Annotated in this window: 10 protein-coding genes; 7 read left to right on the top strand and 3 right to left on the bottom strand. The window is 44.6% G+C overall.

Annotation, left to right across the window (positions count from 1 at the left end; translation table 11 throughout):
* The first annotated feature begins 82 nt into the window (after window positions 1–82).
* The 4 genes from L1D11_RS07590 to L1D11_RS07605 all read left to right on the top strand — a co-directional run bounded on the left by L1D11_RS07590 (window position 83) and on the right by L1D11_RS07605 (window position 5,080).
* Window positions 83–1,033 carry a sugar kinase gene (locus L1D11_RS07590; protein ID WP_239834782.1) on the top strand — a complete coding sequence of 317 codons (951 nt, stop codon included), beginning with the start codon at window positions 83–85 and terminating at the stop codon, window positions 1,031–1,033.
* A gap of 19 nt (window positions 1,034–1,052) precedes the next feature.
* Window positions 1,053–1,682 (top strand): bifunctional 4-hydroxy-2-oxoglutarate aldolase/2-dehydro-3-deoxy-phosphogluconate aldolase, encoded by a 630-nt coding sequence (locus L1D11_RS07595; RefSeq protein ID WP_239834781.1) that lies wholly within the window; start codon window positions 1,053–1,055, stop codon window positions 1,680–1,682.
* Between the two features lie 136 nt (window positions 1,683–1,818).
* Window positions 1,819–2,553, top strand: a complete 735-nt coding sequence (locus L1D11_RS07600; RefSeq protein ID WP_239862318.1) for an oligogalacturonate-specific porin KdgM family protein — start codon at window positions 1,819–1,821, stop codon at window positions 2,551–2,553.
* A 76-nt stretch (window positions 2,554–2,629) separates the two neighbouring features.
* Window positions 2,630–5,080, top strand: coding sequence for a family 20 glycosylhydrolase (locus L1D11_RS07605; protein ID WP_239862308.1), 2,451 nt, complete (start codon window positions 2,630–2,632; stop codon window positions 5,078–5,080).
* Window positions 5,081–5,198: 118 nt separating this feature from the next.
* On the opposite strand, the gene L1D11_RS07610 is transcribed toward L1D11_RS07605, so the two are convergent.
* Window positions 5,199–7,262, bottom strand: a complete 2,064-nt coding sequence (locus L1D11_RS07610; RefSeq protein ID WP_239832140.1) for an ATP-binding protein — start codon at window positions 7,260–7,262, stop codon at window positions 5,199–5,201.
* A 206-nt stretch (window positions 7,263–7,468) separates the two neighbouring features.
* Here L1D11_RS07610 and L1D11_RS07615 point away from each other — a divergent pair, with 206 nt between their 5' ends.
* Entirely contained in the window at window positions 7,469–8,809 is a 1,341-nt protein-coding gene (locus L1D11_RS07615) for a sigma-54 dependent transcriptional regulator (protein WP_239832139.1), read from the top strand.
* A 656-nt stretch (window positions 8,810–9,465) separates the two neighbouring features.
* Here the strand turns inward: L1D11_RS07615 and L1D11_RS07620 are convergent.
* Complete coding sequence (locus L1D11_RS07620; RefSeq protein WP_128163264.1) at window positions 9,466–9,819, bottom strand: DUF413 domain-containing protein; 354 nt, start codon at window positions 9,817–9,819, stop codon at window positions 9,466–9,468.
* Window positions 9,820–9,973: 154 nt separating this feature from the next.
* Between L1D11_RS07620 and L1D11_RS07625 the strand changes: the two genes are divergently transcribed.
* Window positions 9,974–10,864 (top strand): LysR family transcriptional regulator, encoded by an 891-nt coding sequence (locus L1D11_RS07625; RefSeq protein WP_128163267.1) that lies wholly within the window; start codon window positions 9,974–9,976, stop codon window positions 10,862–10,864.
* A 180-nt stretch (window positions 10,865–11,044) separates the two neighbouring features.
* Here L1D11_RS07625 and L1D11_RS07630 read toward each other — a convergent pair whose 3' ends face one another.
* Window positions 11,045–11,248, bottom strand: a complete 204-nt coding sequence (locus tag L1D11_RS07630) for a hypothetical protein (RefSeq protein ID WP_239832138.1) — start codon at window positions 11,246–11,248, stop codon at window positions 11,045–11,047.
* A 237-nt stretch (window positions 11,249–11,485) separates the two neighbouring features.
* Here L1D11_RS07630 and L1D11_RS07635 point away from each other — a divergent pair, with 237 nt between their 5' ends.
* Complete coding sequence (locus tag L1D11_RS07635) at window positions 11,486–12,862, top strand: AlkA N-terminal domain-containing protein (protein ID WP_239832137.1); 1,377 nt, start codon at window positions 11,486–11,488, stop codon at window positions 12,860–12,862.
* The last annotated feature ends 21 nt before the right edge of the window (window positions 12,863–12,883 follow it).

Genomic DNA, 12,883 nt, shown 5'->3' on the forward strand with positions numbered 1-12,883 from the left:
CACAGCTGGTTTGCTTAATTCAGGCCCTGCTTAGCGGTAGGGCCTTTTCTAAAGTTAATTATCTCTATTTTTAGGAGCGGCTATGTCGGCATCTTCTCTGTTCAATATTGCGTTTTTTGGCGAATGTATGGTCGAAATCAGCGGCTCTCCGTTAACCAAAAAGTTTGGCGGTGATACGCTTAATACCGCGCTTTACCTTTCTCGCCTAACTCAACATCAAAATCTATCGGTGCATTACGCGACAGCCCTTGGTAGTGATGAACTGTCTCAGAACATGATTGATAGTTGGCAGCTAGAAGGAATTCAAACCAATTTCGTTGAACGCATTCCAAACAAGTTGCCTGGTTTATACATGGTAGAAACCGATGAAACAGGTGAGCGACACTTTCACTACTGGCGCAACGATGCGGCAGTAAAATCTTATTTCCATGTTAGTGATTTGAATAAGCTTGAAATCGCACTGACAGAGAAGCAAGTCGATGCGGTCTATATTAGTGGTATTAGCATCGCGATTTTAGACGATGACTCGCGTGAGCGCCTATTCAAAGCCATTGGCGTGTTCTCAAACCTAGGCGGTAAAGTGATTTTTGATAATAACTATCGCCCACAGCTTTGGACAACCGAACAAGCACAACATTGGTATGCCAAGTTACTCCCGTTGGTGGACATTGCCTTGATAACGGAAGACGACGACATACTTGTATGGGGTAGCTCAGAGAGCGTTCAACAACGCTGCCTTCGTTTAGGTTGTCAAGAGATCGTCATCAAACGTGGCTGCGAACCATGCAAAGTTGTCCAAGTTAAGGAAGAAGCTAAAATCATAGAGAGTTATGTTTCAGCGACTCACGTGACTAACGTAGTTGACACTTGTGCGGCTGGCGACTCATTCGCTGCGGGTTATTTAGCTGCGCGCCTTACTGGTGATAGCGCAATTGAAGCCGCAGAGCTTGGTCATCAGTTAGCTTCCACCGTGATTCAATACTCAGGTGCCATCATTCCAGTAAGCGCCATGACTCACTTAATTAAAAAGTAAAAAACAAAGCGAATTTATTATGTCCCAAGAAATGATCAACACACTTAAGCAATTCAAAGTTATTCCTGTTATCCAAATAAACAAGGTTGAACATGCGGTTCCCTTGGCAAAAGTGCTGGTTGAAAACGGCTTGCCGGTCGCTGAGGTGACATTCCGCACTGAGGCGGCGGCAGATGCTATTCGTGCAATGCGTGATGCGTACCCAGAGATGTGTATCGGTGCCGGCACAGTATTAACGCCAGCACAGATCGATTTAGCAAAAGAGTCGGGCAGTGAATTTATCGTGGCACCAGGCTTAAATCCAAACACAGTAAAACGTTGCCAAGAGATCGGTATGCCAATCGTACCGGGTGTAAACAACCCAAGCCAAGTTGAGCAAGCGCTAGAGCTTGGTCTTAACTTCTTGAAGTTCTTTCCTGCAGAAGCGTCTGGCGGCATCAACATGGTGAAATCACTGTTAGCGCCATACGTTGATGTCTCTCTAATGCCAACGGGCGGTATCGGCAAACACAATGTGAATGACTATCTAGCAGTGGACCGCGTGGTGTGCTGTGGTGGTACTTGGATGGTGTCACCAACGTTGATCGAAAACGAGCAATGGGATGAGATTGCCGTATTGGTTCGTGAAGCTGTTGAATTGGTAAAATAGTTAAATTTAGCTTTATTAAAATAAAAAATAATAGCTACTGAATATGAGCAGTAGCTATAAAAAATATCATGCAATCAAAATAATTAATAAGAAACAAAAAGGTAGTCTCCGTATTTATATCTTTCCTCACATATCAATGTGCGGTGGGGTTTTTATAATCATAATATCGGTGAACTATGAAAAAATTACTTCCTTTAACATTATTAGCATTATTACCAATGACCTCAATTGCCGGGGTTATGTTGATTTAAGGGCAGAGTATCGAAGTAAGACAGATCAGTATCGAAGTCGTTTTATTGTTGGTCACCATTTTGATAATGGGTATGGTTTAGAAACACTGACGAATGTTCGACATGCAGCGGGAGCGTATGACGAAACGAAGGTGATTAATACTGAGTTTACCCATTATTACACCTATGCCATCAATGACAACTTTATGCTGAACCCTGGCGTAGTGATGAATTTTCAAGGCTCAAATACCTTCTTGATGCCTTATCTAAAGCTCAACTACAACTTTGACAATGGGTTCTTTGTACATGGCCGTTATCGTTATGACTTTTCGACCGAAGCTTTAGTGAATGACTATGGCAATGAAGAGACAGCCAAACGAAATCGCTACGATATCTGGACGGGCTATAACACAGATAAGTACATGATCTCTTATGCGTTTACGTATTTTGATCAGATAACGCACCATACAGCAGAGCTTGCAACCGGTGACCTAAATGCTCGTGAACATACCGTCAAAGCCGTTTATAAATGGAAACCAACTGTCAGGCCATACGCAGAGGTGGTGGATGCCGATACGATACAATCAGAAAATGACAAAACGGATTGGCGTTTCCGAGTTGGTGTTAACTTCTCATTCTAATTCAACAAAGCTTATTATTTTTGTGAATAGGCTCTGATAAATAAAATACAATGAAATTTATATAGGAAAATTAATAATGAAAAAAACTATATTATCACTATTGATTTCAGGTTCAATAGTGTCCCCAATGGCTTTTGCAATAGCTCCAAACACTGATTTAAATTTAATGCCCTACCCCCAAATAGTTGAATTAAAATCTGGAAAAGTGAATGTAGACGGAGAGTTTAAAGTTTACATTAAAGGGTTTAATTCTGACCGTGTTGAATATACGGCGAAGCGCTTTATCGACCGACTAGAGCGTCAAACTGGTGTGCCGATTCTAAACTGGCAGGTTAATAGCGCAGATCAAGCGAATCTGATCATTGATATTGATGCTGCACCAAAGTCTGAAATTCAGAATATCGACTCTGTAGAATCTTACAAGATCACCACTCAAGGCGAACAAATTACGTTGAGTGCACCAAGCCCTTATGGTGCTATCCACGGCATCGAAACCCTTTTACAGCTCGTTGAAACCACATCGGCTGGTTACCACATTCCTGCTGTTACTATTGTTGATGAACCTCGTTTTCGTTGGCGTGGTATCTCTTACGATACCTCGCGTCATTTTATCGAATTTGAAGTGTTGATTCGTCAATTAGATGCGATGGCATCGGCGAAGATGAACGTTTTCCATTGGCACTTCTGGGACGATCAAGGCATTCGCATTCAAACCGAATCATGGCCGCGCCTGTGGTCTGAAACGGCTGATGGTAATTACTACACTAAAGACCAAGTGCGATACTTAGTTGAATACGCACGTAACCTTGGTATTCGTGTTATTCCAGAAGTATCTCTTCCGGGTCACTCTTCTGCGGTTGCTCACGCTTATCCTCGTCTGATGTCAGGCGGTGAAGGGCAGAACTACGAGCAAGAAAGAGGTTGGGGCGTGTTTGAGCCACTCATGGATCCGTTGAACCCAGAGTTATATGAAATGCTGGGCGATGTATTTGATGAAGTGACCGAGTTGTTCCCAGATGAGTATTTCCATATTGGTGGTGATGAGCCGAACTACGCACAGTGGAAAAATAGCGAGAAGCATCAGCAATTTATCGAAGAGAACAATATCGATGGCGAACGCGGTCTACAGTCTTACCTCAATGTAAAAGTTGAGAAGATGCTTGAAGAGCGCGGCAAAAAGATGACCGGTTGGGATGAAATTTGGCACAAAGATCTGCCAACTTCTATCGTGATTCAAAGCTGGCAAGGGCACGACAGTATCGGTCGAGCAGCCAAAGAGGGTTATCCAGGGATTCTTTCTACAGGTTATTACCTAGACCAACCTCAGCCAACCAGCTACCACTACCGCAATGACCCAATGCCTAGCGGCATTACTGTCGACGATAAGCTACACAACGGCGAAAAGTTCGTGACGTACCAATGGGAGAAGCCACGTTCAAAAGGCGGTCCGCGTAAGGGAACATTGACTATCATTGAAGCGAAAGACGGCACTTTCCGGGCGTTCAGTGATTACAACGGTAAGTCTCGTGAAGAGATCTACATCCTTGATTACGTGCCGGGTAAAACCTTTGTCGGTCACTTTGATAACTTCATGTCTTACACGGAATTCAATCTGAACCTGAATCCGAATGGCTTTGTGGAAGGCAGTTATCAGTTGATTGGTAACGTGCGTTGGCCAACCACTGGTGAAGTGATTGCGAGCAGTGATATCAAAGGGAGCGTGATTCCAGAGCCGAATGGCGGTTACCCAGCAGAGTTAACCGACAAAGAAAAAGAACTTATCTTGGGCGGCGAGATCACTATGTGGCTGGAAAACAAAGACAGCCTCACCGTGGAAAATTACCTATGGCCGCGTAGTTACGCCATTGCAGAGCGTTTCTGGTCTGATGCAGAACTGACTGACGAACGTAGCATGTATAAGCGCATGAAGGCGATGGATACATGGTCTGAAGTGTCGGTTGGCTTGCGTCATCATGCGGATGCCGACATGTTGTTAAAACGCATAGCTAAAGGCCAAGATATTCACGACCTGCGCGTGCTTGCGAAGTACACCGAGCCAGCACAGTACTACGCACGTAACTGGGAGAAGTGGAACTCAACAGAGCCTAAAGGCACTTTGTACAGTCAATACGAGCGCCTAAACCGCTTTGTTGATGCTCTGCCGGTAGAAAGCTACGCGGTGTATGAGATGCAAGATTTGGCCAATGAAGTAGCGACAGGCAATCAACAGGCATTGGAGCAACTTGCTGAGCATTATCAGAAAGCAAAATCGGCTGCACTAGCGGCTAAAACTGTCTTCGCTGGCAACGTATCTTCGGTAGAGACTGTGGTGGTTGCAGAGAAAACCGTTGAAGTCGCAGATTTAGCGTTAACCTTGATTGCTAAAGCGCAAGCAGGCGAAAAGGTGAGAGAAGCAGACGTGAAAGCTTATCAAGCGATACTGTCTGACTCAGCGAAAATCTACGACGAATCGATCATCGCGATTGTTCGCCCGACAGAGTTATTGTTGAAGCAGTTGGCTGAGTAAGTCGTTAACTGATCAGCTAACAAGTCACACGCTAAAAGTGAATCAAAACCGCCCCTGTGGGCGGTTTTTTAGTTTTAGCGTCTCAATCGGATGTGAATTCTAAACTCTATGTAAGCGACTACTTACTATCAATATTCTGTAGCGTTAACGAGAATGTCATGCCTTGGTCTGGGTTGTTCTTTGCTATCAAGGTGCCTTGCATATCCCGTACATTGTTGGCGGTGATGGCTAATCCGAGCCCGAGACCTTCGCCCATGTTTTTGTTGGTGTGGAAGGGTTCGAAAATGGTTTCAAGCTGGTCTTCAGACACACCACAACCGTTATCTTGAACCTTGATGATCACACGCTCTTGTTCGGTATGAGCGCTGATAACAATGGTCGCTGGCGTCTGATTTTTCGTGGCATCGACGGCGTTTCTAAGTAGGTTGCCAAGCACTTGGCGCAGTCGAGCCTCTTCTCCCATCACCATCGAAATATTAGAGGCGACACGCACGCGGATATCGACGTTTTCTAACTCTGCTTGGTGAATACGCAGGGTTTCTTGAAGCGCGTCTGTTAGTGAAACTGGGTAAGGTTTTTCTAGTCTTTGGAAGGCGAACGACTTCAACTGGCTGGTCATGTTAGCCATTCTGTCGATGAGGCTCATTACCAAGTCCATGTTCGCTTTCAACATCTTAGTCTCGCCTCTCTCCATCAGTAACTGGTTACTTGAAAGCAGGGTTTTTAGGCCAGTAAGAGGCTGATTAAGCTCATGAGTAATCGCACTTGACATGCGGCCTAGTGCGGCAAGCTTGCTTGATTCGACCAACTCTTGCTGTGCATCTTTGAGGTCTTGTGTTCGTTCTTCTACTCGTAGTTGCAGCGTTTTATTGGCTTCCTGAACCGCGATCTCCGCTTTCTTACGTTTACTGATATCAATCACGGTACACAAGTAATAGGTCGTGGCATGCCAAGGAAAGGCGCTAATAGAGAACAACACCGGAAAGTAACTGCCATCGCTGCGTCTTGCCATGGTTTCGACACTGGTGATCTCGGCCAGCTCCTGATGTTGCTCTAAGTTCTTCAGCAACTGCAAAGTTGTTGAGTTCGGGTTACCGGCCTCAAAAAGCTGCCATGCTTTGATATTACTGATCATCGAACCGGATAGGCAGAAGTAGTTTTTCGCCATCAGATTAATGTCGTGGATGTGACCGTGTTTATCGATAAGAACAAGTCCAACGTGTGTCTTGTTTATCATTCCAGACAATCGCTTTTCAGACTCCTCAATCAGCTTTTGGATTCGTAGGTTGCTGAGTTTCTTCTGGCGTCTTTGGTAGAGAATGACCAGTAGTAGCATGATGAAAAGACAGCCCACCGCGACGCTCCAACTTATCCAGTTAGTGGTTTGGTTGAGGCTAGTTAATGGGGTGAGGTAGGTTAAACGCCAATTGAGGTCGTCTAACTTGATTGACTGAATCAAGTAGTCTTTACCTTGCAGTTGCCACACTTGAATATGAGTCTGATCATAAAGATCACGCTTGGTTATACTTGGCTGTGAGTTGAAGGTGTCGTTAAACCAATCGGCATTTAGCCTGTTGTCACTGGAGAGGAAAAATTGTTCGTGAGGGTTCTGGAACAGTACCGCTTCGCCATCGGCAAACCATTGATCGGTCAGCAGTGATAGGTCTACTTGAACCGCGACAAGACCCAACACATCGGAGGCTCGGTAAACGGGTGCGGCAATGAAGTAATCGGGTGTCACACCTTTGTTTTTGGCCACTACAGAAATTGCACCGCCTTGCTGGTGGATCTTAGACACGATGGTGTTGGCATTTTTGCGGCTGAGTTGGTTTCTTTCCACACTCGATACCAGTAAATCACCCTTATTGGAGAGTAAGTACCAGCCTTTGGTATTCGCCGCTTTGTCTAATTGAATGAGCTGTTTTTTGATGCGTTTTTCAAGGCGGTCTTCACCATCGATAAAACGAATCGTGGTCTCATCGTTGGTGACTAGGTAGGGTAGATAATAGAAACGCTTAAGGGTACGCCTTGCTTCAGCGATGTATCCAAGGAAGCGTTGCTCAGCATAACGTTGCGCTTGTTCGAGTTTCCACTGGCTGATACCGTTTTTGGTTGTGACTTGCACTAAACCAATAATTAAACAGGCAAATACAAATAACCAATATCGATTGTTATTCATCATTTTTCATTAACCCCTTTTTAAATTAATGATTTAAAGCTATTTTGTGTTTGCTTTTTGAGTCGTTGGAAAGTGAAACAATTTGAAGCTAACAAACATCACAAAACTGTTAAAGAGGTGTTACTCAAAGTGGGAGGTAGCTCCTTTTCGTCTGCTCGGTTTTTGAATACCGTGGGTGGCATGTTTGGTTTAAGTGTTAGGAACAGACTATGCAACGTGTAGCTTTGATTGAAGATGATGCGATCGTGCGTCAAGCAACCAGCCAATGGTTGCGGTTGGCTGGCTTCGATGTGACCGCGTTTGAGTTTGGGCAAGATGCCATAAACGCAGTAAAACAGGGTGATTTCCACACCATCATCAGTGATGTGCGTTTGCCCGACATCGATGGGGTAGAGCTGCTTGGGTGTTTTAAAAGTTTGGTGCCAGATGTGCCAGTTATTTTGATCACAGGGCACGGTGATGTTGATATGGCGGTAAAGGCGTTACATCAAGGTGCCTATGATTTTATCGAGAAGCCATTTGACCCTGAGCGCCTTTCTCAAACTGCTGCTGAAGCGGTCGAAAAATATCAAAGTAGCCAAGACAGAGTGAGTCGCCAAACCTATCTAAATAACTTAAAAGGCATCGAGCAGGTTCTGATTGGTCGTAGTAAGGTGATATGCGATCTGCGTGAACAAATACAGAAGGTAGCTTCCATCGACACAAATGTGATCATTTATGGTGAAACTGGCTGTGGTAAAGAGTTGGTCGCTTCTTGTTTGCATAAATTTAGTGAACGTAAAAGGCACCCTTTTGTACCGATCAATTGTGGTGCCATTCCAGAGAACTTGTTTGAAAGCGAACTATTTGGGCATGAGGCCGGAGCCTTCACCGGGGCAGCCAAGCGACGCATCGGTAAGCTTGAGTTTGCTGATAAAGGCACGGTCTTTCTCGATGAAATTGAGAGCATGCCCCTGTCAATGCAGGTCAAAGTGCTGCGCACCTTACAAGATAATGTGGTTGAACGCGTAGGTGGTAACCAGCAGCAACATGTTGATTTAAGAGTTGTGTCTGCCTCGAAATGTGACTTACTGAATCATCCAGATTTTCGCCAAGATCTGTTCTATCGCTTGAACGTTGCCCAACTGCATTTACCGCCACTTAGTGATAGGGAAGACGACGCGCTTATTCTTTTTGAACACTTTACCCAAGAAGCAAGCAGCGATAGCCGAATCGCCAGCGAGGCTGACCGCCATGCCTTATTGTCTTATACATGGCCGGGCAATGTGCGTGAGCTGCGCAATGTCGCGATTCGTTTTGCGTTGGATGAAAGCCTAACGGTTGGGGATATATTGGCTTGCCGCCCTAACTCGGTAACGGAATCCACCACAGCTGGTATTCCTTTGGCGGTTCAGGTGCAGAGTTTTGAGCGTAAAGTGATTCATGATGCGTTAGTGCGTTATCAAGGGCGTATTCATGATGTGATGCAAGACTTGGATTTACCTCGTCGAACACTGAATCAAAAAATGGTGCGCTATGCGCTTAATCGAAGTGATTATGTTGAGTCTTAGTGATCAATTTGACTGTAATGTTTCCCAAAGATCAGGGTCTGTTGACCTTTCGAGCTGACTTTTATAGCACTTTGTGGGAAATTTATTCTGTGGATGAATGCCTTTGGAGGCAGTACGATGGATAAATGCAATATAACATCTTGTCCCACAGTGTTTATTACGCGAAATATCATGCAGTTTAGGTCACTAAGTACAGTCAGAAAATCCTGAATCATGGCATGTGCAGCTACCTACGGAAGGTTATGATAAAGTTACTGTGAAGTTTACCTGGCTGGGGTTGAGATAGAGAAGATAGACTTTGATGAACATCATCTGCATATGATGTTGTTTATTCGACCTATCTACAGCATTTCAGATTTCATGGGGAAACAAAAAAATCGTCGCATCAGATTGGAAAAACGTACAGTTGGCTAAGTAAGGTTTACAGGAAAGAGAACATTGTTTGGTCGCTAGCTTACTTTGTCAGTCACGTAGGCGTAAATGAACAAGTCATAGCCAACTACGTATGGAGTTGTAACAGTAAGTATCCCGTGCATGTTCGGGGGTGCTATTTGGTAAAATCGTCCAGATTAGCTAAACTTATCGGCTGCGATGAAGAAATATGTTTTGAAAGAAAAAAAGCCCAAAGTGATGAGGTATCACTTTGGGCGATTTTACTAATCTTCTAACACTAACTCGCTGTCGTATTCTTCCCTAGGCACTTCGCCGCGTTTGCAGCCGTTTAGGGTATGAAAGCGACGGCGTCCGCGAGCCAGTTGAATATACTTCAACCAAACACGCTCTAACTTGGACTTTGCCTTATGAGGGTGAGACAACACTTTAAGGAAGTGCTTTTCTTCTGCATTGGTTGGTGTAAGTTCACCAGTCTCAAGTGCAAGCATAGTGTCGCCAAACAAGGTTAGGATTTCCTCTTCTGAAAGAGTAAAATCCCCTGACTTAGCGAACCCTCGTGGGAATTTAATGGTGTCATAAAAACGTTTTTTTCCGTGACGGAATTCGGTCTCAGACATATCAGCCTCAGTAATGTGGTTAGATAGAAATTAGTGTTTATTGCTCACGCGAAAATATTGTTAAAAGGCTAAAATAGGAAACAAAACGTTTTTGCCTTTACGATAAACAATCCTAGATCCGCTAGTTAGCAGATTTATTACAGAGATGTATTTGATGGATGTGAAAGTATTTAGAACCTTTCTTGAGGTTGCAAGGGTGCGCCACTTTGGGCGTGCTGCTGAAAACTTGTATTTAACACAAGCGGCGGTGAGTGCGCGGATCAAACAGCTAGAAGGCTATTTTGATACTCAGTTGTTCATCCGTGATCGTAATAACATCAAGCTTACCTCTTCAGGTGAGCGTTTGATTGGCTACGCTGAGGTGATGGTTTCTACTTTGCAACAGGCTAAGTTTGAACTGTCACTAGAGAGTGGAAAAGCCTTGCAGCTAACGCTGGGTGGTACACCGAATATTTGGGATGCGTATTTACAAAACTGTCTGAGTGTTGTGACAGATTCTTTTGGTGGTTACGGCTTTATGGCAGAGGTGATGGGGCGTGAGCAACTGAACCGTAACTTGCTTGAGCGCACCTTAGATATGGCCTTTGCATTTGACCAGATCAAAGCTGAAGAGCTGAACTGTAAAAAAGTGGCTGATCTCGTGTTGGTTTTGGTATCGACACAACCTGATGATTTAGAATCCGTGTTCCAGCATAAGTATGTTTATGTTGATTGGGGGACACGTTTTGGTTCTGAGCACGCAGAGCGTCATCCAAAAGTACCAGCGCCCTACTTACGCACCTCAACGGCTCGTATCGCACTCGATTTCATTTTAGAGAAAGGGGGCAGTGCCTATTTGCCAGTGTCTCTTGTTGAACCTTTTATCGAGTCAGGACAGTTGCACAAGGTGAAAGGCGTTGAAGACTGGTATCGCCCGATCTACCTAAGCTACCGTAAAAATAGTACCTCGGTAGAGGCGATCATGCAGGTTGAGAAGTTGGTTAACGAGATTGACCCATCGACGGCATACACACTGCAACAAGCAGCGGAACAAGCACCTGAGTAGCTGTTTCGGCTGTCACTAATTGCTTTGTTGAATAAATAAAAAGTGGCTCCCTTTTGGGGAGCCATTTTTGTTTAAACCAGAGATATATTCATACGGTCCAATTTAGAGAACACTCTAGATTGGAAAATCGTTTAAGCCTGGTGTGTAACCCATCTAAAAGGCTTTATGGTGTTAAAGCACTTATAGGTTCATTAGGTTTTCGATTGACTCTTCAAGAGAGTGCGACATGTACGAATGGATCGTTTGTCCATCCGTTGCGTCTATCTCAATCTTAGAAACCCCCTGTTCTGCTTGGTCTTCAAGAAAGCCTAGTGACTGTTCGACTGATTGACTGGTGAGAACCTGTTGGTTCGATAAAACAATACGACACGTGTGAAGAACCATAGCCTTTTCCTTTTTATATTCGATAGGTTTCTGCATCTTTGGCGTGCTAAGTACCTATCGTTTGACGTTGTGAGAAGATTGACTTCTCTTTGTTAAATCTAGTCGAATTGGATAAAAATAAAACCCTTTTTCGTGATTTATCTAACCTTCAGTTCCGAAAATGGCTAGCGACAATGGTGGTTCACGGTAAACTTTTGGTTATCGGAGTCGATGTTATACAAATGGGAAGAACACAGTATGTCGAGAAACATTCATCACAACAGCACATTAACGAGCGAGCAGTGTCATTTGGCTCGATATGCACGAGATGCTCGCTTTGATGGAATGTTTTTTACGGCGGTGAAAACCACAGGAATCTTTTGTCGCCCCATCTGCCCGGCGACACCACCTAAAGAGGAAAACGTCGAATACTTTTCTCATCAAGCTCAGGCGCTAAAGGCTGGGTATCGCCCTTGTTTACGTTGTCGACCAGACAGCGCACCTTTTTCTCCAGCATGGAAGGGCGTTGAAACCACTTTCTTACGTGCGATGCAGTTGATTGATAACGGTGCGCTGAATATAGGCTCAATCGTTGACCTTGCAACCCGTTTAGGTATTTCCGATCGTTATTTACGAACCTTATTCGACAATTACATCGGGGTGTCGCCGAAGCAATACAGCCTTTATAGCCAATTGATGTTTGCCAAGCAGCTGCTGCACACTAGTAGTATGAGCATTACCGATGTAGGTTTTGCGAGTGGTTTTAATAGCACGCGTCGTTTCAATGATGCTTTTCTAAAAGAATTGCAGCTCTCGCCAAGCCAAATTCGGCGGGCAAAGCTAAGTGATAGTGTGAGTAATCATATTCAGCTTAGTTTTCACGGTCCTTTGGATTGGAAGCACCTGTTGGCTTTCTATCGACGAAGAATGATTGAAGGCTTAGAAGAGGTAGGTGAGGATTATTACCAGCGCACGGTAAATGTTAACGGCTCAAAAGGTTGGTTCAAGGCCACCTTAGTCAAGGGTAACCGCTTGGACATTGAATTTGAGTTGGACGATATAAGCCATTTAAGAAGCTTGATTGCGAATATTCGACGTATGTTCGATCTTGATGTCGATATTGCGAAGGTCGAGGCCTTCTTTAAGGCTATCGATCCTAACTTGGTGGCCAGGAGTGGTATTCGTATTCCTGGCGTGTGGAGTGCTTGGGAAGCAGGAGTAAGAGCGATTCTAGGGCAGCAAGTCTCGGTAACCGTAGCGATTGGCCAGCTCAACCTATTGGTCAAAGAGCTTTCTGATGCATCCGAGAAAGCGTATTTCCCAACGCCCAAACAGATAGCGGAGGCTGATGTTAGCTTCTTGAGAATGCCGGGAAGCCGCAAAGAGACCTTAAAGCGTTTTGCCGAATACATGGTCGACAATGAAACTGCGCATCCTTCTAAATGGATTGAGCTAAAAGGCATTGGGCCTTGGACAATTCAATACGCGTTGCTTCGCGGGTTAAGCGAGCCTAACCATTTGTTGGTTGGCGATTTGGTGGTGAAGAAGTTCATCGAGCATCGTCCAGCCATTAATACAGAGAGTGTTTCACCTTGGGGAAGCTATGCTACGTTCCACTGTTGGAATCAGTCTTAATAGAAAGAGCAACCCTCGAAC

It is taken from the genome of Vibrio sp. Isolate32 (genome assembly GCF_022397955.1).
GTDB lineage: Bacteria > Pseudomonadota > Gammaproteobacteria > Enterobacterales > Vibrionaceae > Vibrio.